Source organism: Termitidicoccus mucosus (genome assembly GCF_038725785.1).
Classification (GTDB): domain Bacteria; phylum Verrucomicrobiota; class Verrucomicrobiia; order Opitutales; family Opitutaceae; genus Termitidicoccus; species Termitidicoccus mucosus.
In genome coordinates this window covers 2385784-2409086 of sequence record NZ_CP109796.1, presented here as the reverse complement: position 1 = coordinate 2409086, position 23303 = coordinate 2385784, and the positions used below count along the sequence as shown (strand labels likewise).

The 23303-nt window shown below is 65.2% G+C and carries 18 protein-coding genes and 1 tRNA gene; 10 read left to right on the top strand and 9 right to left on the bottom strand.

All coding sequences use genetic code 11. The annotated features are described in order from the left end of the window. Positions 1–81: 81 nt before the first annotated feature. Positions 82–158, bottom strand: a tRNA-His gene (locus tag OH491_RS08180). 448 nt (positions 159–606) lie between these two features. On the opposite strand from OH491_RS08180, the gene OH491_RS08175 reads away from it, so the two are divergent. Further along, positions 607–2052 carry a hypothetical protein gene (locus OH491_RS08175; RefSeq protein WP_068772232.1) on the top strand — a complete coding sequence of 482 codons (1446 nt, stop codon included), beginning with the start codon at positions 607–609 and terminating at the stop codon, positions 2050–2052. Between the two features lie 85 nt (positions 2053–2137). Then, entirely contained in the window at positions 2138–2680 is a 543-nt protein-coding gene (locus OH491_RS08170) for a bifunctional nuclease family protein (RefSeq protein WP_068772233.1), read from the top strand. 148 nt (positions 2681–2828) lie between these two features. On the opposite strand, the gene OH491_RS08165 is transcribed toward OH491_RS08170, so the two are convergent. The 3 genes from OH491_RS08165 to OH491_RS08155 all read right to left on the bottom strand — a co-directional run bounded on the left by OH491_RS08165 (position 2829) and on the right by OH491_RS08155 (position 5408). After that, the gene (locus tag OH491_RS08165; protein WP_068772234.1) at positions 2829–4076 is read right to left on the bottom strand and encodes an ABC transporter permease; all 1248 of its coding nucleotides are present in this window, start codon (positions 4074–4076) and stop codon (positions 2829–2831) included. Positions 4077–4083: 7 nt separating this feature from the next. Next, on the bottom strand, positions 4084–4491 hold the full coding sequence (locus OH491_RS08160; RefSeq protein ID WP_068772235.1) for a four helix bundle protein: 408 nt from the start codon (positions 4489–4491) through the stop codon (positions 4084–4086). Between the two features lie 188 nt (positions 4492–4679). Continuing rightward, positions 4680–5408, bottom strand: coding sequence for an ABC transporter ATP-binding protein (locus OH491_RS08155; RefSeq protein ID WP_068772236.1), 729 nt, complete (start codon positions 5406–5408; stop codon positions 4680–4682). A gap of 118 nt (positions 5409–5526) precedes the next feature. Here OH491_RS08155 and OH491_RS08150 point away from each other — a divergent pair, with 118 nt between their 5' ends. After that, on the top strand, positions 5527–6378 hold the full coding sequence (locus OH491_RS08150; protein WP_334319594.1) for an RNA methyltransferase: 852 nt from the start codon (positions 5527–5529) through the stop codon (positions 6376–6378). A gap of 318 nt (positions 6379–6696) precedes the next feature. Next, positions 6697–7329, top strand: coding sequence for an MIP/aquaporin family protein (locus tag OH491_RS08145; RefSeq protein WP_068772382.1), 633 nt, complete (start codon positions 6697–6699; stop codon positions 7327–7329). 94 nt (positions 7330–7423) lie between these two features. Here OH491_RS08145 and OH491_RS08140 read toward each other — a convergent pair whose 3' ends face one another. Beyond that, a complete protein-coding gene (locus tag OH491_RS08140) occupies positions 7424–8497 on the bottom strand; it encodes a LysR family transcriptional regulator (protein WP_145929027.1) in 1074 nt (357 codons plus the stop codon). Positions 8498–8675: 178 nt separating this feature from the next. Between OH491_RS08140 and OH491_RS08135 the strand changes: the two genes are divergently transcribed. Then, positions 8676–9053 carry a carboxymuconolactone decarboxylase family protein gene (locus OH491_RS08135; protein ID WP_068772383.1) on the top strand — a complete coding sequence of 126 codons (378 nt, stop codon included), beginning with the start codon at positions 8676–8678 and terminating at the stop codon, positions 9051–9053. Here the strand turns inward: OH491_RS08135 and OH491_RS08130 are convergent. Beyond that, on the bottom strand, positions 9050–9940 hold the full coding sequence (locus tag OH491_RS08130) for a DUF6268 family outer membrane beta-barrel protein (protein ID WP_145929028.1): 891 nt from the start codon (positions 9938–9940) through the stop codon (positions 9050–9052). The two genes, OH491_RS08135 and OH491_RS08130, sit on opposite strands and share 4 nt — an antisense overlap. A gap of 198 nt (positions 9941–10138) precedes the next feature. Between OH491_RS08130 and metX the strand changes: the two genes are divergently transcribed. Together metX and OH491_RS08120 are read left to right on the top strand one after the other, a co-directional pair. Beyond that, complete coding sequence (gene metX, locus OH491_RS08125; protein ID WP_068772240.1) at positions 10139–11302, top strand: homoserine O-acetyltransferase MetX; 1164 nt, start codon at positions 10139–10141, stop codon at positions 11300–11302. A gap of 299 nt (positions 11303–11601) precedes the next feature. Next, positions 11602–15039, top strand: a complete 3438-nt coding sequence (locus OH491_RS08120) for an exo-alpha-sialidase (RefSeq protein ID WP_068772241.1) — start codon at positions 11602–11604, stop codon at positions 15037–15039. Positions 15040–15230: 191 nt separating this feature from the next. Here OH491_RS08120 and OH491_RS08115 read toward each other — a convergent pair whose 3' ends face one another. Next, positions 15231–18107 carry a M16 family metallopeptidase gene (locus OH491_RS08115; protein WP_068772242.1) on the bottom strand — a complete coding sequence of 959 codons (2877 nt, stop codon included), beginning with the start codon at positions 18105–18107 and terminating at the stop codon, positions 15231–15233. Between the two features lie 205 nt (positions 18108–18312). Here OH491_RS08115 and OH491_RS08110 point away from each other — a divergent pair, with 205 nt between their 5' ends. From OH491_RS08110 to OH491_RS08100, 3 genes are all read left to right on the top strand, one after another. Beyond that, positions 18313–18483, top strand: a complete 171-nt coding sequence (locus OH491_RS08110; protein ID WP_334319595.1) for a hypothetical protein — start codon at positions 18313–18315, stop codon at positions 18481–18483. 44 nt (positions 18484–18527) lie between these two features. Then, a complete protein-coding gene (locus OH491_RS08105; RefSeq protein ID WP_068772244.1) occupies positions 18528–19577 on the top strand; it encodes a hypothetical protein in 1050 nt (349 codons plus the stop codon). 69 nt (positions 19578–19646) lie between these two features. Continuing rightward, positions 19647–20399, top strand: coding sequence for a phosphatase PAP2 family protein (locus tag OH491_RS08100; protein ID WP_068772245.1), 753 nt, complete (start codon positions 19647–19649; stop codon positions 20397–20399). A gap of 360 nt (positions 20400–20759) precedes the next feature. Here OH491_RS08100 and pheA read toward each other — a convergent pair whose 3' ends face one another. Both pheA and scpB read right to left on the bottom strand, forming a co-directional pair. Continuing rightward, complete coding sequence (pheA, locus tag OH491_RS08095; protein ID WP_068772246.1) at positions 20760–21839, bottom strand: prephenate dehydratase; 1080 nt, start codon at positions 21837–21839, stop codon at positions 20760–20762. Positions 21840–21978: 139 nt separating this feature from the next. Beyond that, positions 21979–23232: an SMC-Scp complex subunit ScpB gene (gene scpB, locus OH491_RS08090; RefSeq protein ID WP_334319596.1), complete on the bottom strand. Its 1254-nt coding sequence runs from the start codon at positions 23230–23232 to the stop codon at positions 21979–21981. Between the last annotated feature and the right edge of the window lie 71 nt (positions 23233–23303).

The following is a 23303-nucleotide window of genomic DNA, read 5'->3' as shown; positions in this document are numbered from 1 at the left end:
GATGCGATTGGTTTTTAGATTGCGAAAAGGAAACCAGATCGGACGGCGCGGGAACATCCCAAAAATTTCAAGGGATAAAAATGGGGCGGCCAACGGGATTCGAACCCGCGACCCCAAGATCCACAATCTTGTGCTCTAACCAACTGAGCTATGGCCGCCGTGCAGGGTTGCGGAATCTCACGAACTCATCCGGGGCTGTCAATGAATTCTTCCGAGAGGACCGCCGGGATGTGATTTTTGCGCCAAGTGCCATGGGCGCGCCCTTTTTAGGGGCGCGGACATGCCAGGTTTCTCGCTGCGCTCGAAACTTGTCCGCGATGCCGCGGGCAGTAATGAACGCCCGCGCTCCCATGCCACGGACGGGGTCGCGCGACTCCGCCTCCTTTGCCGGTTTTGTGGAACATGGAGGCGGGGTTGCGAGTCCGCACCGGCTTCCGGCGATGATTGCGCGGCTTTCCCGGCCGCCCATTCGGCTCCCGGCCAGATTCACAAATTGCTCGCCTCGCCTCCATTGTTTCCATTTTGCTTGTCCCTTTTACAGGATTCACTCGAAAGATCTCTCGCCACTCCCGCACAAACCCGCCCTCCTACCAGTTTTCCGTATTCATGAAATCGACTTATTTGCGTGCCAGCCTCCTGCTTGCAATGTTTGCGGGCCTGAGTGTCCAGATTTTCGCGCAGGACCCCCGTCCCGTGCCGATCGAATATCTGCGTCCGATGAAAAACAGCGTGTCGATCGGCGTGCGGGCCGTGGGCGGGGCCAAGGTCAAATTCAGCGGAAACTTGGGTGGAGGGTTGAGGCAGTTGTCCCAGTTGACCACGGATGGCCAGTCTTTTGGCACGGGCTTTTTCGGCGGCAACGGCGACCTCCCCGTGGTGCTGCCCGAGTCGGTGGTGCTGGGTGGCTATTCCTATCCCTTGGACCAAATTTCCGTCTTCGACAATGGTTCGATTCTAAGGGATTCTTCGGGTGCCGCTTCACCCCGTCCCGCCGATCCGGCCGATCCTAATGTCGCCGACACCCAGATGCGCAACGATGGCTCCGGCAGTTGGTATCGCGGAAAAGTCAGCAATCCGTCCGACCCTCATTATGGAATGCTGCAATACGACATTTACACGCTCGATAGCTCTGGCAACACCATCCCCGACGCCCATACCGGCCAGCCGGTCAAAACCACAAAGTATTACCTCCCTTATGACGCGAATTATTCCCGGAACTGGTCGATCAACAGCCGGGAGCATCAGTATAATGCCGCCGACAACCAAGTCACATATGGGCGCTACTGGACGGAATCGGCGGGAAACGAGATCGAACTGGAGGACGGCAGCAATCCCGGCGTGGAGTTCAAATTCGAGCGGATCGTGCAGCGCTTCAAACGCTTCGAGTGGGGGTTGGCGGCGACAGCGGGCATATCCGAGTTCAACGCCAAGACCCGGCGGGGAATCACGGTCAATCTGCGGGGATACGAATACACTTACAACCTTTCCAGGCCCCTGCCGGACGATGGCTCCACCGGCGGGCCGACTTATTCCGCTGACGAAACAGAGGAAACCACGGCGGCGATCGGCATCAAACCCAATGGCTACGACGAAGACACTGACAAACCCGAGAACAACTACCAGGCGGGCGGCACGGCGGTTGACCGCACGGTCGATGTGAACGGCTATTGGCAGGTGAAAGGGGTTTATTACTTGTATCGCGTGGGGCCGTTCATCCGCATACCGATCACCCGGCAGTTTTCGATCTCGGCGAGCGCCGGCTACATGGGCGCCTATGTGGGCAGCAAATTCCGCTACGAGGAGACGATGACCATTCCCGAGGTCTCCGCCGCCTACACGACGGGCGATGTGGTGAAGAACAACCAGCGCTACGTCTCCGGCTACTACGGCGACCTGAACATCGAGTGGTGGCTTTCCACCCGCACCGGGTTTTATGTCGGCGCGGCTTACGAAAAACTGGGTGACTACACGCAGATTCACGACGAGCGCCGCGTCGACGTGAAAATGGACGGCGGCGCCGGCTTCCGCTTCGGCATCATCACGCGTTTCTAAGACCAACAACCGGCCGGGCGCCAAACGTGCCGCAAGATTGCCGACGGACTTGCGCCTTTTGTGTCGGGCGGCCATTTTCAATCCCATGAGCGCCGACATCGCAGAAATTTCCGTCAAGGGTGTGATGCCCACCGCAAATGGCTGCGCGGTGTTTCTCGGCAACGACGAGAAAACCTTTGTCATCTACGTGGACCATTTTGTCGGCAACGTCATCCACATGACGCTCAACGGCGTCAAAAAGGACCGTCCGCTCACGCACGACCTGATCGGGCATATCTTCACCGGACTCGACGTGCGGCTCGACCATGTGCTCATCAACGACGTGAACGAGGGCACGTTTTTCGCCCGCATCCTGCTGCGCATGGAAAACGAACTCGGGCGCAAGCTCATCGAGATCGACGCGCGCCCGAGCGACTCGATCGTGCTCGCGCTCCAGCAGAAGTGTCCGCTGCACGTCTCGCGCAAGGTGCTGGACCGCGTCGAGGACATGACAGAGGTACTGGAGCGCGTCCTCAGCCAGCAGGCCGCCCAGGAATCCCAAGCGGATGACGATGACGATTTCCCCGGCGGCGACATCGATCCGGACGAGGACGACGAGGAAAATCCGGACGAGGAAGACGAGCGCTGAGGCATGGCGTCATCCGTAGGGCTCGACCTTGCGTCGAGCCGCGCATGCGCGGGCGCCCACGCGCAGCAAATTAACGCTCCGGTGCCTGAGAAAATTTGATGCCGGGTTTTACGCTCGCGGCCTGAGGCAAGCTCAGGCCCTACGCGCGTCACTCGTAACGCAGCGCGACGACGGGATCGAGCTTGCTGGCGGACCAGGCCGGGGCAAAACCGCTGACCACCCCGGCGACGATGGAGACGGCGAGGCCGGTGACGAGCAGCCCGAACGAAAACACCGGCGGAAACGACGGCACGAGAAATCCGGTGACGAGCGTGCACAGCCATGCAAACAACAGCCCAGCGATGCCGCCGGCGAGGCTGATGCTGACGGCCTCGATCAGGAACTGGAGCAGGATGGTGCGGCGGCGCGCGCCGAGCGCCTTGCGCGTGCCGATCTCCTTGGTGCGCTCCTTCACGCTCACGTAGGTGATGTTCATGATGCCGATGGCGCCGACGAAGAGCGCCAGGCCGGTGATGGCGAGGCCGGCGAGCGCAATGCCCCGCTTGATCGGGTCGAGCTGCTCGCGGATGACTTTCTGCTCGTTGATCTCGAAATCGTCGCGTTTTTCGAGCGGGATCTGGCGGATGCGGCGCATGAGGCCGCGGAGTTCCTCGCGCGCCTCGTCCATGCGCGCGCCGTCAGCCTGCACGCGAATCTGCACATTGTTGCCGACCCAGAAATTGCGGCGGAAGGCGTTGAGCGGCATGATGACCATCGAATCCCAACTGAAGAGTCCGAGGAAGCTGCCTTGGCGCGTGGTGACGCCGATGATGGTGTATTGCTGCGTGCGGATGCGCACGGTCTTGCCGAGGGGGGATTCGTTGGGGAAGAGGGCGTCGGCGACATCGAAGCCGACGACGATGACGTTGCGGCCGCCGCGCGACTCGACCTCGTTGAAGAAGCGGCCCTCCTTCATGTCGGCGCGCGAGATGCGGGCCAGGTCGGGCGTGGTGCCGAGGGTGTAGATGTTGTTCAGGCGGAGGTCGCCGCGGATGATGGTGCCGGCGGTGTCGGCGACGGGCACGGCGACACGGAGCGGGCCTTCGGGGTGCGCGGCGATCCAGTCGTTGATCTGCCGGGCGTATTCGGTTTTGAGGCGCGGGCGGTTGCGGTAGGTCCACCAGTCATCGACCTCGCGCCAGGGCCATTTGGTGACGTAGAGCACGTCGTCGCCGAAGCCGGCGAGGCTGCGGTTCACGCCGGCGTCGATGCCGAGGATGGCGGTGCCCATGAGCGTGACCGAAACGATGCCGATGACCACGCCGAGCGCGGTGAGGGCCGAGCGGGTCTTGTTCGCGCGGATCTGCGCGAGCGCGATGCGGAGGGATTCCAGAAGTTCGTGGAGGAGGCGGCGCACGGGGGGATTAATTTTCGATTTTCGATTCTCGATTTTCGATTGGGCGCTGCCGCGCCAGGGATTTGGTTTTGCGCAGGAGTGTCTTTCGCGAGGAGACCATGATGGCAACCAGTTCGCTGGCTTCCTTGCGGAGCGGGTCGAGTTTTTGGGCGGGCATGACTCCGTGCTCGGCGGTGATGTCGAGCCAGAAGTCTGATTCGTCCGCCTCTTCCTCCACTACGGACAGCTTGGAAATCATTTCGGCGGTGGAGCGCGAGCGGCACACGGCGCGGTAATTTGCGCCGACTGATGTTCCCGATCTGCCAAGCTGGTTTGCGATCACGCGCCCGGCATGGGTGTTCGGCAGGGCATCAACGACTTTTAGGATGCGCAGGGCGAATTGCTTGGTGCGGAGTTTGAGTTCGTCTTCAGTCATGGGCGTTTTGAATTTTCGATTCTCGATTCTCGATTTTCGATTGGGCGCTGCCGCGCCGGTGGAAATCGGGGTGGTTGGGATTTGTTTCAGTCGTGGTTGTCGGGGCATGGAGATGTCGGTTTTTTGGTGGCGCGGCAGCGCCCAATCGAAAATCGAGAATTGAAAATCGAAAATTCAAAATCCTGCATTCAGCCGTCCGTCTCGATCAGGCCGTCGCGCAGGCGCACGATCCTCCGGGCGTGGCGCGCGATGTCCTCCTCATGCGTGACGACAATGAGGGTGTTGCCTTGCTCGTAGAGGTCTTCGAAGAGCGCCATGATTTCCTCGCCGGTGCGGGTGTCGAGGTTGCCCGTGGGTTCGTCCGCGAGGATGATCGACGGGCGGTTCACCAGCGCGCGGGCGATGGCCACGCGCTGGCGCTGGCCGCCGGAAAGTTCGTTGGGGCGGTGGTCCATGCGGTTGGCGAGGCCGACGTGGTCAAGCGCGGCGCGGGCGCGTTCGAGGCGCGCGTGGCGCGGCATGCCGGCGTAGATGAGGGGAAGCTCGACGTTGTGCAGCGCGGTGGAGCGGGGGAGGAGGTTGAAGGTCTGGAAGACGAAGCCGATCTCCTGGTTGCGGATGGCGGCGAGTTCGTTGTCGTCCATGTGGGCGACGTTTTTCCCGGTGAATTCGTAGAGTCCGGCCGTGGGGGTGTCGAGGCAGCCGAGCATGTTCATGAGCGTGGATTTGCCGCTGCCGGAGGGGCCCATGATGGCGAGGTATTCGTTGCGGTGGATTTTGAGCGAGACACCTCGCAGGGCATGGATCGTCTCGGAGCCCATGTGATAGAGCTTGGTGACTCCTTCGATTTCGATGACAAGCGCGCCGCGCGGACGGATCGGACGCGGGCTGCCGGCGGGGGCGGGTTGGGCGGGCATGGGAAAGGTGGTTTGCGCGAAGGGGTTGGATTAGGAATTAGAAATTAGAAATTAGGAATTAGAAAATCCAAGCCGGAGCTGCCGCGCCGAACCCGCACCGGCGCGGCAGCGCCCATTCTTGATTTTCCGCTCCTCCGCGTCGTCGCATTTGTTGCCAATCACGCGGGGATGGGTTCAGGATGGCGCGATGCTGACCAAGGTCGAAATCAACCGGTTGCGCTCGTTGCGCGAAAAGAAGTGCCGCGAGGAGCAGGGGGTCTTTGTGGTGGAGGGGGCGAAGGTGACGGGCGAGTTGCTCGCGGAGGGATTTCCCTTGGTCGAGATCTTCGCGACCAGCGCGTGGGACGGGCTCGCCGCCGCCGCGCGGGCGCGGGTGCCGGTGCGCGTGATCACGCCGGGGGAAATGGCGCGCATCAGCCATTTCCCGACGCCGTCGCCGGTGCTCGCAGTCGGGCGCATCGAACGGACGGAGCTGGCGCCGGGGGAAATGGCGCGCGGGTTCACACTCGCGCTCGACGGCGTGCAGGACGCGGGGAATGTCGGCACGCTGCTGCGGGTGGCGGACTGGTTTGCGTTCGACCGGGTGGTTTGCTCGCCGGCCTGCGCGGATGTGTTTTCCCAAAAAGTCATCAACGCCAGCATGGGCTCGTTCAGCCGGGTGCGCATCATCACGGCGGAACTGGCCGGGGCGCTGGCGGAGGCGGCGGGCGCGGGGGTGCCGGTGCTCGGCTGCGACTTGGAGGGCGAGAGCGTGCATGCGCTCGCCCCGCTGGAGGCGGCGGTCGTGGTGATCGGCAGCGAGGGCGGGGGGCTTTCGCCCGAGGTCAGCGCGCGGGTGACGCGACGGGTGACGATCCCGCGCCACGGGCGGGCCGAATCGCTCAATGCCGGCGTGGCGGCGGCCATCGTGTGCGACAACCTCCGCCGCGTCCGGCAGGCGGCGGGGCCGGGCGATCCCGTCACACGATAAATTGACGCGGGCGTTGGCGCGTTGGCCGACTTGGGTTATATTGAAAAACTTTGCCGCGCAAACCACCTGCCCACCCAATCACCGCGATGAAGCCGCCCCATGTTGAGTTTTTATCTGCGACGCATGGAGTTGTGTTTTCAGGCAGTTGGGGGAAAACGGGGACAGGCGGCGAGTTTTGCATTTGGGCGTCTTGCCGGCGAGTTTCGCAAATGCATCTGATGTTTGCTGAACGGTATTTGTGCAATATTTTTGCGTATTGCTTTTTGCGATACATCTCTTTCTTTGTCCGCGTTCACCAAATCATCACCCAACCATAATATGAAAAAATATATAGTCGAATTCATCGGCACCTTCTTCCTGGTGTTTACTGTCGGCATGGTCGTCAACCAGGGCCCTGTCCTTGGCGCGCTGGCCATCGGTTCCGCGCTCATGGTCATGATTTATGCCGGCGGTCATATTTCCGGCGGTCATTTCAATCCGGCGGTCACGCTGGGCGTATGGTTGCGCGGCAAGTGCGACACTAAGGACGTGGTGCCCTACTGGATTGCGCAGGCGGCGGCGGCGCTGGTCGCGGCGCTGGTGGTCGCGATTGTCGCGCAGAAGCAGGGGGGATGGCTCAATTTCGGCGGCACGTCGGACTACAAGGTGCTGCCGTCGATCATCGTGGAGTTTCTCGCCACCTTCGCGCTGGTGTGGACGGTGCTGAACACCGCCACGGCCAAGGGCACGGCGGGCAATTCCAACTATGGCCTGGCGATCGGGTTCACGGTGTTTTTCTGCGCGGTGGCCGTGGGCGGCATCTCCGGCGGGGCGTTCAACCCGGCGGTCGGCCTCGGCGTGCTGGCGATGGGCAAGGTGAGCATTGCGCAGTTCTTCATTTATCTCGTTTCCGACCTCGCCGGCGGGTTCGTCGCGGCGCTCGCGTTCAAGGCCACGAATGGCGCGGAGTAGCAAATATCCGCCGCATTGGTTTCGTTTCACGGCTAAGGCCGCCTTTTTCGGGCGGCCTTTTTTGTGATGCGGCGCAGGCATCCTTGTCTCTGCGCTACGCGAGGATCGATTTGATCAGCGAGGCGAGTTCGGCGGCGGCCGGTATCCGCCGATGGCTTTGACGGGCCATGATGAAGGTTATCTTGGGCGTTTCGCCCGACAATTTCCGGTGCACGGTGCCGGGTGTGCAAAGGTGCGCGAGGCGGTCGCTCAAAAACGTGACGCCCTGTCCGGCGGCGACAAGGCTGATCGCGGCGGGCCGTGGCGATGCCTCGGCCACAATGTGCGCGGTGAAGCCCGCCTTCCGGCAGCAATGGGTGATTTCATCATGGAGCACGGGATTGAGGCGGCGGGGAAACAGGATGACGCGCTCGCCGCGCACATCGGCCAGCCGCGGGCGGGGCTTGACGGCCAGGGGATGGTCGTCGGGGACGACGAGGCCGATCCGTTCCTGCGCGAGTCGCACGGAGGTGATCGCCGGATTGTCGGAAGCCATGAGGGGAAAGGCCAGATCGTGGCGGCCCGCCAGCAGTCCATCCACCAACTCCTGCGAATTGCCTTCGTGCAGGCTCAACTCAAGCGCGGGCCTTTGTTTTTGCAGCCGGCGCAGCGCCAGTGACAGGAAACCCGACATCGCGGCCCCGGAATAACCGATGCGGAGCAGGCCGGCCTGCCCGGCGGAGGCGGCGCGGCAGCCCGTGACGATCTCCGTGGAGAGACCGGCGATTTCAGGCGCGCGGCGGGCCAGGTATTCCCCCGCGTCGGTGAGCCGCACCCGCTTGGTGCTGCGTTCGAAAAGCTGACAGCCCAGCTCCGCCTCGAGTTGTTGCACATGGCGCGTCAGCAACGGCTGGGCGATGCCGCCGACCTCGGCCGCCTGCCTGTAGTGCCCGTGGCCGGCCACGAGCAGGAAGGAGCGCAGCAGGCGCGGAGACAGTGGATAATTTGATGTCATTTTTGCATCAAAGTATGCAGTATTGATATTATCCGCGAGTCCGGAAACCGGGTAGGCTGGCGGCATGAGATTCCTCGCCGCCGCCGCGCTTCTGTCGCTTGCTTGGAAACGGGTTTCCGCCAGACGCGGACCGTGGATGCGGCCGGGGAAAAGACCGTGCAACGAATATGGCAAGAAAATGAACACGACAAAGAACCAAGACGAAACCACGCCTCCGGCCCTGTCCCGGAAGGCATTTATCAAGGACTCCGCGGCTTACGCGGTGGGCGCGGCCGTGCTGTCTGCGTCCTTGGCCGCCGCGCCGGAAAAGGCGGGCGGCGCCGACGCGGACCGTTACCGGCGCGGGTGGGAAATGTTGGGGAAAATCGACGGCGAGGCCGGCGGGCGGGTCATCGAATCCCTCCGCGACATCGCGCCGGACCTGGGGCGCTACGTGATCGAATTCCCCTTTGGCGACGTGTATTCACGGGGCGTGCTTTCCCTGAGGGAGCGGGAAATCGCCACCGTCGCCGCGCTGTCCGCCATGGGAAACGCGCGCCCGCAACTGAAGGTGCACGTGCATGGCGCGCTCAACGTGGGCTGCTCGCGGCAGGAAGTCGTGGAGATCTGCATCCAGATGGCGGTGTATGCGGGATTTCCCGCCGCCCTGAACGCGGTGTTCGCCGCCAGGGAGGTATTCCGCGAGCGGGACGAGTCCGGCATCACCGACAGTCCCGCGACGCCGCGCTAGAAGTTGCAGGCGATGGCGACGGTGACGTAAGGGGCGGGGTCGCCCTTGAGCTTGTAGCCGCGATCGTAGAAGTCGAAACGGCGGTCGGCCATCACGCCGGCCTCGGCGGTGAGTTTTATTTTCTCGGTGACATTGTAGCCCGCGCCGGCGCCGACGCGGATTTCCCGGTAGTCCACATAAGTGTTGTTGAGGCGGCCGCCGCGGGGGGCGGGCCCGAGATCCTCGGTGATGCGGTAGCTGCCGCCTTGGACGCTGACCGCGCCATAAAGGGCCAGCGCGTGGTAGGCCTTCCATGTCACGCCGAAGCGCGGAAAGCCGATGTTGAAGGTCCAGTCCTCGGCAAATTTCCAGTTCACGCCGATGACCGGGGTCACGGTGTTGTCACTGAATGGGTTGACGCTCACGCCGACGCGCCAGATGAGCGACGGGCTTTGGATAAAGGAAATCATCGCGATGGCCGGGACGGTGAACGCGTCGCCGTCAAAATTCTCCATGTCGCCATACCAGCCCGGGCGCGCGTAGGCGGCGGCGATCCAGCGTTGCGAAAAATGGTGCAGGATGCCGGCATTGAACGTGACCTCGCCGAGGCGGTCCGGCAGCGGGATGCCGGGATCGGCGTCGATGAAATTGAAACTCGCCGCGCCGCCGACCGCGAGCGTGGTGATGTCGCCCAGCTTGATGTCGCGGGAAAAGCTCGCCGAGACGTTTTGCACGGAGACATCGCCGAGATCGCCGCCCCGCTCCAGACCGGCCTCGCCGGAGTAGGACCAGGATACGTCGAAAGAATTGAGCAGTTCCTGGCGGAAAGTCCCGGCAGGGGGAACCTGGGCAAAGGCAGTCGCGGAGAATGCGAGGCCGAGAAGGGCGGAGAAGATTTTGGCGTGCATGAGCTGATGCGTGGAAAATTGGGAGCGTGAGCGGGCGATGTTTGTTCCCGACATTCGAAGTGTTGTCGAAATCATTCGGTTCGGGCGGGGACGCGGAAAAAGAAACTCCTTCGCGGTGAATCAAATGTTGTTGAAGGAAATGTTTCCCCTCGGGCCGCTTTCGTGTTCACTGGGCGCTTTCGTATCCATTCCAGATCCATGAACGACGCTGATGAATCCGCCTTGATTGATCGCTTCGAGCCCGGCGAGGCCGGGCTGGTGGAGGCGCGTGATTTTGTATCGGCCGAACCCTTCGTGTTTGAAAGCGGGCAGACGCTGCCCGGGTTTACGCTGCGCTATGAGACCTACGGGCGGCTCAATGCCGCGCGCGACAACGTCGTGCTGGTGTGTCACGCGCTCAGCGGCGATCACCATTGCGCGGGCATCCACTCGCTCACCGATCGCAAGCCCGGCTGGTGGAACAACCTCATCGGCCCCGGCAAGGCCGTGGATACGAACCGTTTTTTCGTGATTTGCAGCAACTGCCTCGGCGGCTGCCAGGGCTCGACCGGGCCGTCGTCCAGCAATCCCGCGACCGGGCGCGCGTTTGGCATCACGTTTCCCTTCGTCACGGTGCGCGACATGGTGCGGGCGCAAAAACGGCTGGTCGATTCGCTGGGCATCGCGTCGCTGCACACCGTCATCGGCGGCTCGATGGGCGGCATGCAGGTGCTCCAGTGGGGCATCGAATACCCGTCCTTTGTCCGGCGGTTGCTGCCGATGGCGACGACCGCCCGCGAAAGCGCGCAGGGGATCGGCTTCAACGAGGTGGGGCGGCAGGCGATCATGCAGGACCCGGAGTGGCACCACGGGGATTATCCGGTCCACGGCGGTCCGCGCGTGGGGCTGGCCATCGCGCGCATGATGGCGCACATCACTTACGTGTCGGACGCGAGCATGGACCGGAAGTTCGGACGCCGCCGCACCGGCACGGCAGCGAGCAGCGGCGCGGCCGGGCATGCCTATACGTTTGACGTGCAGTTCGAGGTGGAGAGCTATCTGCGTTATCAGGGCGAGGCGTTCATCAATCGTTTTGACGCCAACACCTATCTCTACATCACGCGGGCCATCGACCATTTCGACCTCGCCGCGGCCAGCGGTTCGCTTGAGCAGGCGTTTTCCAAGGTGGAGGCGGATACGCTGGTGGTCGGCTTCACGAGCGACTGGCTTTTCCCGCCGGAACAGAACCGCGCCATCACGCTGGCGCTGCTGCGCGCGGGAAAACGCGCGAGTTACGCGGAGTTGAAGACCGATCTCGGGCACGATTCGTTTTTGCTGGAGTCGGAGGAGCTTTACGGCCTGGTGCGTAGCTTTCTGTCGTGAGAAGGGCAACCCAGGCCGATACCGCCCGCCTGCATTAAATCTTTCTCTTTCCTCTTTGTCTTTCTTCTTTCTCTCCGCGCGGCTGGTTTTCCGTGGGAGAAAGAGAAAGATAAAGAGGAAAGAGAAAGATTACCTTGAGGCTGCACCGTGTGTCTGGGTGCCCCGGGCGTGCCTTCCCACTGGCGCGGCGGCGGTGCGCGATGGCGCATGGAAAGAACCATGCCGTCGTGTTTGCCGGGACATTCCCGGTTGTTTGCAATCACGCCACCTCAACCGCTCTTCCCCCGGACTATTGTGCCATGAAAATCCCGCGCATCCCCGGCGTTTCGTCAATGATCCCTTGTCTGGCTTTTCTTGCCGTGGCCGCGTTGCGCGCGCATGCAGCCGACGCGCCGGCCTACTGGTCGGGCCGCGCATTGCCGGATTTGAATTGGTCAACGCTGTCCAACTGGAACCGCCATGTCCCGCTCGAGGCGATCGACGGCACGCTGCCGGTCGTGTTTGACCGGCACTCCGCGGCGGAGGGGCGGCGCGCGCCCAATCTCGATTTCGACGCGCGGGTGGCGGCGGTGCGGTTTCATGGCGGCGGTTTCACGCTGCGCTCCGACGGGGCGCGCACGCTCGCGCTGGCGCTCTCCGCGACCACGGCGGCCACCGCGCCGTTGCTCAACATCACCGGCGAGAACACCATCGGGCATCGCGTCGCGTTCACCAGCGGCGTGGCCAACGCCCGCGCAATCCACGTGGACAGCGGCACGCTGGTCTTCGGGCCGTCCGGCGCGCTCGACTTCAACGGCGCGCTCAAGCCCGCCTCCGGCATCGCGCTCACCTACGTGTCGGTCAATGCCGGCGCCCGTCTCGAAACCAACGGCCCGCTCGTCGCGGACAGCGCGGCGGGCGGGGCGGGCACGGCCCGCCTCTGCAAGGAAGGCGAGGGCGACTGGGTCATCGGCGGCACGAACAACAACCTTTCGCGTTTCGGCGACCTGCGCGTGCATGGCGGACGGGTCGTGCTCGACGGCTCCAACGCGCTCGGCTCGCTCACCATCACGAACAACCCCGGCAGCTCCGGCGGGCGCGGCGTGGTCATCGCGCGGCCCGGCGCCAGCGTTGCGAATCCGGTCAACTTCACCAATGGCGCGGCGGCCGCGACCGCGATGGTGGGCGGCCTCAACACCACCGGCACGGTCGCGTTCACCGGCAGGGTCAGCCTCGCCAGCGCGGGCACGGACGCCGGCCTGGAGGCGACAGAATTCTTCGCGGCGGAGGGAGGCACAGTCGTGTTCCGGGGCGTCATTGCGAACAACCACAACACCACCGCCGGACGCCAGGGCGGCGTGGACAAGACCGGCGCGGGCACGGTCATCTTCGAGGGTGACAACACCTACTCGCTCGGCACGCGCGTGAGCGCGGGGACGCTGCTCTTCAACAACACCGCGGGCAGCGCGGCCGGCCCCGGCGACGTGATCGTCGGCGAGGCGACCGTCGGCGGAAACGGCGCCATCTCCGGCGCGCTTGTCGCCGGCGGCACGGCCTCGGTCATCGCGCCGGGGGGCGGAGCGGGTTGCGCGGGCAGGGTGTTGAGGGCGGGCGCGCTCGACGCCGCGCGGGGCGTGACGCTGCGCGGCGGCCCGGGCGGCGCGCGGCTCGACCTGGCCGGCACGCTCACCGGCGGCGGCGCGCTGGTGTTCGACTTTGCGGAGGCGCCCGCGTCCGCGCCGCCCGGCACGCTCTGGACGCCGGTGACGTTCGGCGCCGCGCAGAATGTATCCGTATCCCAACTACGGGCGGCGAACCTGCCCGCCGGGGTGGAAGGCGCGTTCGCGGTCACGGCAAACACCATCGAGTTCCTCGTCGGGGCGGGCGCGCCCGTGATTCCCTCCGATCCGCTCGCGCCCCCGCTCGGACTGAAAACCTACACCGATCTCGGCGTGATGGTGGACGAGACCATGCTGGCGGCGGAGATCGCAGGCGGCGCGACGCCGGGCGGCGAGGACGCGGCCGGGCCGGACGGGACGCGGGAGTTTGCGATGGCGGATGCCGGCAACAAACTTCGCCTCGGGCTCGGCGGCACGCCGTCCGCGCGCTGGTTTGCGCAGCCCAATGTGCTCTGGTGCTGCTATTCCAAGGACAATGGCGCGACTTGGAGCGAACCGCGCTTCGTCGCGGCGGCGGTGAGCGCGGACGCGGCGGACGGGAGCGCGGGCATTCCTGCCCGCGACATCGCGGACAAGAATGTCCGCGCTCCCGAGAACTCGGCGTCCGGCTCCATCCGCGCGCTGCGCTCGGCGAACGACTGGGAGGTGTTTTTCACCACGCCGGCGGGTCGGACCATCGGCGTCTCTTTTCGCGAGGACGACGTGCGCCGCATGGCGACGGCGGCGGACCTGCTGCGCGCGCCGCGCGGGAAATTCGCCCGCGAAAGCGTCGCGGCGGACAAGGCCGGGACCGGCGAGGACGTCATGGCCGCGCGGGTGTGCGTGGCGGGCGACGTGTTGGTGGACACCGCGCATCCACCTGACGGATACAGGCTGGACGAGGCGGCCGGCATGCTTGTCGGCGCGGCGGCGGACACCTCCGCCCTGCACCGCGCGCAGCAGGAGCCGGGCACGCTCTATGGCGTGCGCTCCGTGCGCGCGCCGAACGGCGAGTTGCTCGTGCTCATTCCCGACGGCTGGTTCGCGAGCACGCTGCGCGAGAATGCGAACAAGCAAACCGCCCTGCGTTCCGCCGACGGCGGCGCGACCTGGAGAGGGCCGACGTTTCCGTTTGGAGAAACGGGCAAGCACTACAGCGCGCCGCTCATCGTGGACCGCGGGACCGGGAGGCTCTTTGCCTTCGAGACCCTGCGCGAGGTCATGGTTGACGGCGTGGCGCGGGATGCCGCCTACGGCTGGTCGGTCTCGGATGACAGCGGTGTCACCTGGTCGGCGCCCGAGGTCATCAGGCGCGCCGACAACGGCGGCATTTGGAACGGCGTCGGCGTCATTCCCGCGACGCAGACCGCGGCGGGCACCTGGGTGATCGGATTCCACCACGGGCGCGTGTTGCGCGGCGAGCTGGCGGAAGGCGGCGCGCGGCGGTGGACGATGCCCGAATTTCCGCGCGCCGCGCATCCGGAGTTCATCGCGGAGATCAACCATCTCGACGAATTGAGCGTGCTCGCCACCGGCGGGGCGGCGCTCTATGCGCAGTACCGCACCAACGCCGGCTTCCTCGGCGAGATGCGCAGCGCCGACGACGCGGCCACGTGGGGCTCGCCCGCGCTCACGCCGCTCGCGCAGCCGGACGCGCCGCCGATGTTGTTCCGGTTGTCCGACGGCAGGCTCATCGCGCTGCACCACAATCGCGCGGTCCGGCGCACCGTGGCCGAGCCGGTGCATTCCGAATGGCTCACGATGCCCGCGCCGACCGGGGCCGAGATCGCGGAGCGCCGCGCGCATCCGCTTTCGCTCAACGACTGGGCGAGCCGCGCCGAGATTTGGTTTTCGCTTTCATCCGACAATGGCGCGACGTGGGGCGAGTCGCGCCTGCTGCTCGCCAACGCGCTCGACGAAACGCTCAAGCCGGCGAATCCGAACTACCAATGCTCCTATGCCGACGTGGTCGCCGCGGACGGCGTGCTGCATGTGTTCGTCCCGCACCGCTGGCAGAAGGTCGTGCACCTGAAAATCGACGAGTCGCGCCTGGGGAAATTCAAGACGCGCGCGGAATTTCACGCCGCGGCGGGGCAATAGTTCTACTTTGTTAACAGAGGTTAACGCAAGGCAGGGCGGGTCGTGTGGCACGGGCGTCCCCGCCCGTGGACGGCGCTCCGCGCCGCAAACCCCCGGACACATGGGCGGGGACGCCCATGCCACGCAATCCCTCGGGCCGTCCGCTTCGGCGCAGATGGACGGCTCGGAGGCCGTCCCTCCAATTCAACTTTTTACTTTGCGGCCGGTGTGACGATGGCGCGGAAGGCTCGTTCCGAGGGGAGGTATTTTTTCGCAAAGGCGTCGAGTTCGGCCTTTGTGATGCCTTCGAAATCGGTGTAGCGGGTGCGGCTCCAGGCGAGCCGTTCGGGCTGCTCCTGCGCGGCGCCCAGCACGGAGCCGAGCCAGTAGGCGTTGGTGCGGGCGGACTCGCGGAGACTCGTCAGAATCGGCAGGCGGGCGCGCTCGAGTTCCTCCTCGGTCACGCCGTTTTGCGCGAGGTCGTCGGCGATGGCGGCGATGGTTTGCCCGACGATCTCGACTTTCGCGGGGTCGAGCGTGACGTTGGAGACGAGGACGCCGTAGTCGCGGTAGGTGTCGCTGGGCATGCTGCCGGCGGAGGGGCTGTAGGTGTCGCCGAGTTTCTCGCGGACTTGCACGCGGAGGCGGTCGCGGAAAACGGCCGTGAGGAGGCTGAGGCGGCGGGCGACGCCGACATCGCGGCTGTCGGTCGTGGGCCAGTAGAGGGCGAGAATGCCTTTCGGAATTTCGGTCTCGACGGTGAAGTTCCGGGTGAACGGCTTTTCGGGGAAGGCGGCGCGGCGCTCGGCTTCGAGCTCGGGCTTGGCATCGCGCGGCGGGAGCGCGCCAAGGGTGCGGGCGACGGCGTCGCGGGCGGCGGCGGGGTCGAGGTCGCCGACGATGGCGATTTCGATGGGGCCGGTGGCAAACTGGGGCGCGAGCCAGGCGCGCGCCTCGGCGAGCGTGCGCGCGGCGAGTTCGGCTTGCGCGGGAACGCCGAAGCGGGGGTCGCCGCTGGCGAGGAGGCGCGGCATTTCGAGCTGGAGCGGGCCGTTCGGCACGTGGCGCAGGCGGGTGTAGAACTGCTCGAAGGCCTTGCGCGCCTGGCGATCGGATTCCTCGCGGTAGCCGGGATCGGTGATGTGCGCGGCGATGAGCTGGAGTTGAAGGAGCAGATCGTCGCGGTTGGTGCGGGCGCTGAAGACGAGGGCGTCGTCAGCCACGCTGAAGCCGGTGCCCACGGTGCGGCCGGCGAGGATGCGCTGGAGGTCGTCGGCGCTGTGCTTGCCGAGGCCGCCGGCGAGGAAGGTGGAGTTGATGTAGGTGGCGAGGCCGGGCTGGTCGCGAGGTTCGGTGAGCTGGCCGGTGCCGACGCGGACGTTGATGTAGATGCGGCCGGCCTCGAAATCGGTCTTCTTGGTGTTGAGGTGGACGCCGTTGGTGAAGGTGGCGAGGTCGAGGTCAAGGTCGGCGACGTGCTCGCTCGAGGCGATTTCCCCGGCGGGGCCAAAGCCGGTGTAGGCGAAGGCGGCGTCGGCGACGGCCTCGGGCGCGGCGACGGGCGTGGCGCGGGATTTTTCGTAGGCGGCGGTGATGATGTCGGCGGGGGAAGCGGGCTCGCGGCCTGACGCGAGGTCAGGCCCTACGACGGCGTTGCCCATGACGGTGAGGTAGCGGCCGGGAGCGTCGAAGGCGGCGCGGAGGGCGGCGAGGCATTCGGCGGCGGTGATTTTTTCGAGGGCGGGCTTGAAGAGGGCGAGGTCATCGTCGGGCGTGGTGAAAACGCGGTCGTTGACGAGGGCGGAGATGAGCCCGGAGGCGAGCGAGTCGGAGCGCCGTGTGGCGGCGGTGCGGACGGCCTGTTCCAGGCTGTTGAGGATGTTGGCCGTGGCTTCGCGCAGCTCGGCGTCGTCGAAGCCGTGCTCGAGGGCGCGCCGGAGCTCCTGCTCGCCGAGGGCGAGGGCCTCGGGCCATTGCGCGGGCTGGCAGGTGAGGTCGATGCCGGCGTTGCGGAAAAGATCAAAGCCTTCGCTGGCGTAAACGACGCCGCGGGAGAAGGGCGCGTTTTCTTTTTTGGCCAGGATGGAGAGGCGGCGGTTGACGATGGCGAGGGCCACGGTGCGGGGGAGTTTTTCCAGGCGCGTGGCGACCGTGTCGGATTCGGGCTGGATGGCGACGATGCTCTGGATGGAAACGCTGGCGGCGGGCGCCTCCGCCTCGGGCAGGTAGGCGGCGCGGGTGCCGGCGAATGCCGGGATGGAGCCGAGGCCGGGGTCGGGGCGGGCGGGCGCGCGCGCGGCGAGGGTGGAGAAGGTGCCGGCGATCTGCCCGGCGACGGCGGCGGGATCGAAGTCGCCGACGGCGATGACGGCCATGCGCTCGGGGCGATACCAGGCGTCGTAGAAGGCGGTGAAGTGCTCGCGCTGGAAGGACTCGATGGTCTCGGTTTCGCCGATGGGGAAGCGGTGCGGGAGGAGCGTGTCGCCGAGGACGAAATTGTATTCGGCGAGCCGCTGGCGGTAGTCGATGGAGTCGCGGGTGCGTTTCTCGGCGAGGATGATGCCCCGCTCCTTGTCCACCTGCTGCTGGAGCAGCAGCAGGCCGCCGGCGTAGTCGTTGAGGACGGTGAGCCCCTCGGTGAGGGTGGGCGCCTTCGTGTCGGGCAGCTCGAGCAGGTAGACCGTGCGGTCGAAGCTGGTGTAGGCGTTGGTGTCGTTGCCAAAGCCCATGCCCATGCGCTGGAAGAAATTCACGAGCGTGCCTGGCTCGTAGTGCGTGCTGCCGTTGAAGGCCATGTGCTCGAGGTAGTGCGCGATGCCGCGCTCGGCGTCGGTTTCCTGGAGCGAGCCGGCCACGACGGCGAGGCGCAGGCTGGCGCGGTCCTTCGGCTCGGAATTGGCGAGCACGACGTAGCGCAGGCCGTTGGGCAGCGTGCCGAAGCGCACGCGGGAGTCGGCGCGCAGGTCGCTGGTGTCATGGGCGAATTTCGGCCCGGTCGGCGGCGTGACCGCGCGGGCGGGGGCGCCGGAAAACAGGACGAAGTGAAGGGCCGCGACTGCGAGGGCGGCGAGACGGATTGGTTTTTGCATGAGAGAACAGGAACAGGCGGTTGACGGTGACGCTGCGGGGAAGGGGATGCTTTGGCAACAGAAGAGCCGCGCGGGACGGCAAACCGGGCGCAAATGTGACGGAGGCGTGGCGCGAAAGTTAAACTTCGGAAACGGCGCGGCCGGGGCGTTGACGGGCGGCGCGGAGGGCGCTCGCTGAATGTTGCGCACCCACTCGACCCTGCTCATGAGAAACACGCATCCGTTCACGTTCCTGCCAGTCCTTGTTTCTGCGCGGCGCTGCAACCGTTTCACCGGCACCGAGGACGGGCTCATGGCCGCGTTCGCCCTTGGCGACGGCATGCTGGACTCACCCAGCCGCACGAGCGCCAACTTCGGAGTCCAATGGAAGCTGTAACCCGGCCCCGCCCTCACATAACATCACGTTCATTTCCACCTCCCATGCACCGCCTCGCCGCCATCCTTGCCGCATTTGTATTCGGAATTTCATTACATGCCGCGCCGCCTGTCGTGACCGTCAACGAATCCTTTTTCACCACCGAGCAGTCGCGTGAAAACATCGACTCGCCCGCCGCGTGGCACGGCCCGGACGGGCGGCACTGGCTCCTCGCCACCAGCAAGGCGGGCCACTCCGTCAACATCTACGACGCCACCAACGGCGCGATGCTTCGCCGCGTCGGCGGGCTCGGCATCGAGCCCGGGCAGTTCAGCCGGCCCAACGGCATCTGGGTCGCGGGCGATTACGTGCTGGTCGTCGAGCGCGACAACCACCGCGTGCAGGTCCTGGGCCTTCCCGACCTCGTCTCCTTGGCGACCTTCGGCGAAGACGAGCTGGTCAAGCCCTACGGCCTCTACGTCCGCGAACTCGCGCCCGGGCGCTGGCATGTGTATGTGACCGACAGCTACGAGACGCCCGCGGGCGAAACGCCGCCCGCCGCCGGGCTTGGCCGCCGCGTGCACCTCTACGAAGTCGGGATCGAGGGCCGCGTCGTCGAGGGCGAGCTGATAAAAACCTTTGGCGACACCGCCGGCAAAGGCGTGCTGCACATCGTCGAGTCCATCAACGGCGACCCCGCGCACGACCGCCTGCTCGTCGCCGACGAGGACGAGGATCCCGCGCGCGGCCTCAACATAAAAATCTACGACCACGCGGGCCGCTTCACCGGGCAAACCATCGGCGACGGGCTTTTCAAATACCAGGCCGAGGGCATCGCCCTGCTCCCGACCGGCGAACGCAGCGGCTACTGGATTTGCACCGACCAGGGAAAGCAGGAAAACCTCTTCCACCTGTTTGACCGGGAAACGCTCGCCCATGTCGGCACCTTTCGCGGCGCTTACACCTTGAACACTGACGGCGTCTGGCTGAGCCCGCAGCCGCTCCCGCGTTATCCCGCGGGCATCTTCTACGCCTGCGACAACGACAAGCGCATCAGCGCCTTCCCCGTCGCGGAAATCCTCGATGCGCTCGGCCTCGCTCCGCGGGCAAAGTGAGAAATTTTAAAACAGGCATTTTTAATTACCAGGCTTTCCATTTACATAAAAATTCCGGCATTTCCTTTTATGAAAAACGCACACCGTCACGCGCGCCTCTTCCGCGCCCGCATCGCCTCGTTTGCGGCGCTGCTCGCCGTCATCGCGCTCGCGTCCTCGCTCTCCGCCGCGCCCGGGCGCTATCTCGATGCTGCGGCCTACGACCTCGCCGGGCTCCTCCCCGCGCCGCCGCCCGATGACTCGCTCGCCACCCGCGCCGAACTCGAAACCGTTTATCAAGCGCAACTCGCCCGCACCCCCGCGCAAGCCGAACTGGCGCGCCGCTTCGACGCCTACAGCGTGTTCCATTTCGACTCTGTGCTTGGCTCTTGGTTCAATGCCGAGAATCTCCCGTTCACCGCCGTTTTTTTCGAGCAGATCCTTGCCGATCGCAAAGCCATCAGCGACACCGCCAAAAACATCTGGAACCGTCCGCGTCCGCCGCTGTTCGACAAATCCATCCGGCCGCTCCTCGAGCTTCCCTCGAGCGGCGCGTATCCCAGTGGACACTCCACGCAGGCGCATCTCTGGGCCGGGCTCCTCGCCGCCGCGTTTCCCATGCACGGCGACGCGCTTCGCGCCCGTGCCCGCGAACTCGCCTGGTCGCGCGTCGTCGCAGGCGTGCATTATCCGAGTGACATCATCGGCGGACGAATCCTCGGCGAACGTCTCGCGGCTGATTTTCTGAAGAACGCAGAGGTGCAGGATGCCATCGCCCGCATCCGTGCCGAGGCCGCGCCTTTCCAAAAAAGCTCCGCCACTGGCGCGGCGGCCGCCCATTAGGAATTTCCTCATTTACCTTGCCGCATCCCCGAACAGCGGCTCCAGCCACCTCGCAGGCGAAACCCCGGTTTGTAGCCCAATAGGTTGCAAACCGACGCCAGAATGCGATGGAGAGATGTTTTTGGAGGGGCGGCCTCCAAAAAGACAGGGGCCGCCAAAGTTCAAAACGGAGTCGGAAATGGTATGAAATGGCATTTTTGCGCCGCCCTACCAGGTCGAGTGGCACGGGCGACTCGCCCGTGCGACGGCGCTCCGCGCCGCCATCCCCCAAAAAAACATGGGCGGGGACGCCCATGCCACGCAACCCGCCGCCTTCCGACTGCGGAGGCCGTGGGGTTTTGCCCACGGCCTCCCAAAACATCACGCCGCCACCGGATAGCTGCCGAGCCACTTCACGAGAGGGCAGAACGTGCGGAGTTCCTCGACCGCCGCGCGCATCGCCGGGTCGTCGTAGTGGCCGGTCACGTCGAGATAAAAGTAATAATCCCAGGCGAGGCGCTTGCTCGGGCGCGACTCGATTTTCGACATGTTGATGCCGCGCTCGGTGAGCGGCTTGAGCATGCGCAGCAGCGCGCCGGGCTGGCGCGAGGCCTCGTCGCCGAGCGAGATGAGGAAGCTCGTCATGTCGCGTCCGCCACCGACGGGGCCGGAGGGGGTCTTGCCGATGACGAAGAAGCGCGTGGTGTTGTTGGCCTTGTCCTGGATGTTGCGCATGAGCATCGGCACGCCGTAGTGCGTGGCGGCGATGGGCGGCGCCACGGCGGCGGCGCCGGGTTCGTCGCGGGCGATCTCGACGGCGTGCGCGGTGCTGGACGCGTTGACGAGCTGCGCATGCGGCAGGTGGCGCTGGAGCCAGAGGCGGCATTGCGCGAGCGCCTGGTCCTTGGAATAAACCTTGGTGATTTTTTCGAGCGGCTCCGGGGAGATGAGCGCGTAGGAGATTTCGAGGTTGAGTTGCGCGACGATTTTCAGGTCGGAGGTGACAAACTGGTCGAGCGCGTCGCGCACCGAGCCTTCGGTGGAATTTTCAATCGGGATGATGCCGTAGTCGGCCTCGCCTTTTTCGACGGCGGTGAAGATGTCGGCGAAAGTGAGCAGCGGCTGGTAGTCCACGCTGGCGCCGAATTTTTTCAGCGCGGCGGCGTGGCTGTTGGTCGCCTCCGGCCCGAGGTAGGCGATGACGAGCGGCTTTTCCAGCGCGATGGCCGCGGACATGATTTCGCGGTAGATGGCGCGCAGGGCGTCGTTTTTGATCGGCCCCTCGTTGAGCGCGGTGACTTTGCGGAACACGGCGTCCTCGCGTTCGGCGACATAGATGGGACCGCCGGAGTGCCGCTTGAATTTTCCGATTTCCGCGGCGAGCGAGAGGCGGCGGTTGAGCAGTTCGACGAGCTGGCGGTCGATGTCGTCGATTTTTTCGCGAAGGGGATTGAGGTCCATCGGGGAGGAATAAGTTTGGGTTGTTCCGGACGAAGTGGGAAACCTGACAAGTTTGAGCTTAAGTCGGGAGCAGGATGCGGGCGCGGTGATCTGGGCTTAAAACTTAAACGTATTCGCCGGTCTGCGCGAAGTAGCGTGCCTAGTTTTTCTCGCCTTCGTCGCCGGCCTCGTTTTCGGGGGCGGCGGACTCCTCCGGTTGCGGGGCGGATTCGGTTTCCGCTGGCGGCTCGCCAAGTCCGGCTTCATTGCTGTCGGTGTCGTTCGCGTCGTCGTCGGTGTCGTCGGCGACGGGAAGCGGGGCGCGTGAAAGGATTGGCGTCTCGTCGGCTTCGCCGGATGCCTCGGCGTGATCGACCGAGACGGACTTGAGGTTCGGGGATTCGCCTTCGCCTTCCTCGAGCGGCAGGCCCATGTCGGCATCGGCGGGCGGGCGGGCGTTGGTGGCGTTTTTCAGCCATTCGTCGATCTGGCGCGGCGAGAGCACGTCGGACGCAGGCAGCTCGACGAGGGATTTCACGCCGACGAAATCGAGGAATTTGTCCGTCGTGCCGTATTGCAGCGGGCGGCCGGGGAGGTCGGCGCGGCCCATGATGTAAACAAGCTCGCGTTCCAGGAGCTTGTTCAGGCCGGCTTCGGCGGACACGCCCCGGATGGTTTCGATGTCGGTGCGCGTGACCGGCTGCCGGTAGGCGATGATGGCGAGGGTCTCGATGGCGGATTGCGTGAGTTTCACCGGCGGCGGCTCGTCGCGGAGGATGCGTATCCAGCGCGCGAAACGCGGGTGCGTGACGATGCGGTAGCCGGTCGGGCCTTCGATCAGCAGGTAAATGTCGTTGGTGGCGCGCATCTCCTCGGAGATGGCGTCCATGGCCTCGCGGATTTGCGCGCCGGTGATGAGCGAGGGGACATCCTCGTAAAGCTCGGCATCGTGATCCTCGGGCGAGTCGGCGGCGGCCTCCTCGGCGGCCTCACCGGCGACGGAAGGCTCCGCGTCGGCGTCCGCGGCGGGTGCGCGATCGGGGGCGGTCTCGTCGTCGGATGCGGAGTCGGCGTCACCGTCGCTGCCGGTCTGGTCGTTGTCGTCGGCGGTGGCGGAAGAGATTTCGTCCGCGCCTTCGTTTTCGTCGCCGGAAGCCTCATCCTGTTCGGTGCCGGGCGCTTCGGATGCGGACTCGGACGCGGGGGCGGCGGCGCCGGTGTTTTCCTCATCTTCGTCTTCGGGACGCGCAGGCGGGGCTTGCTCGTGGAAGCGAGCAAAGAGGTTCTGGATGTCTTTGACCGAAAGCGGCTGACTCGAGGAAAAAAGCAGTGCGCGGAGCACCTTTTGCAGATTGAAGGCCATTGCGAAAAGAGCCGTCCAGTGAATGCGGCGCGCCCCGGGTGAAGCAATCACGAAAAAAACGCGTTCCCCGGCGGAGCTCGGTGCCAGTCCGGGGCCCTGCTCGCGTTGAGCCGGCCTTGTTG

Coding starts and splice junctions, on each gene's coding strand:
- OH491_RS08170 (WP_068772233.1), top strand. CDS start 2,138: ATGAGCGCCGACATCGCAGAAATTTCCGTCAAGGGTGTGATGCCCACC.
- OH491_RS08135 (WP_068772383.1), top strand. CDS start 8,676: ATGTTGGGGAAAATCGACGGCGAGGCCGGCGGGCGGGTCATCGAATCC.
- OH491_RS08175 (WP_068772232.1), top strand. CDS start 607: ATGAAATCGACTTATTTGCGTGCCAGCCTCCTGCTTGCAATGTTTGCG.
- OH491_RS08115 (WP_068772242.1), bottom strand. CDS start 18,107: ATGCAAAAACCAATCCGTCTCGCCGCCCTCGCAGTCGCGGCCCTTCAC.
- OH491_RS08120 (WP_068772241.1), top strand. CDS start 11,602: ATGAAAATCCCGCGCATCCCCGGCGTTTCGTCAATGATCCCTTGTCTG.
- OH491_RS08110 (WP_334319595.1), top strand. CDS start 18,313: ATGAGAAACACGCATCCGTTCACGTTCCTGCCAGTCCTTGTTTCTGCG.
- OH491_RS08145 (WP_068772382.1), top strand. CDS start 6,697: ATGAAAAAATATATAGTCGAATTCATCGGCACCTTCTTCCTGGTGTTT.
- OH491_RS08105 (WP_068772244.1), top strand. CDS start 18,528: ATGCACCGCCTCGCCGCCATCCTTGCCGCATTTGTATTCGGAATTTCA.
- pheA (WP_068772246.1), bottom strand. CDS start 21,839: ATGGACCTCAATCCCCTTCGCGAAAAAATCGACGACATCGACCGCCAG.
- OH491_RS08155 (WP_068772236.1), bottom strand. CDS start 5,408: ATGCCCGCCCAACCCGCCCCCGCCGGCAGCCCGCGTCCGATCCGTCCG.
- OH491_RS08100 (WP_068772245.1), top strand. CDS start 19,647: ATGAAAAACGCACACCGTCACGCGCGCCTCTTCCGCGCCCGCATCGCC.
- OH491_RS08160 (WP_068772235.1), bottom strand. CDS start 4,491: ATGACTGAAGACGAACTCAAACTCCGCACCAAGCAATTCGCCCTGCGC.
- metX (WP_068772240.1), top strand. CDS start 10,139: ATGAACGACGCTGATGAATCCGCCTTGATTGATCGCTTCGAGCCCGGC.
- OH491_RS08130 (WP_145929028.1), bottom strand. CDS start 9,940: ATGCACGCCAAAATCTTCTCCGCCCTTCTCGGCCTCGCATTCTCCGCG.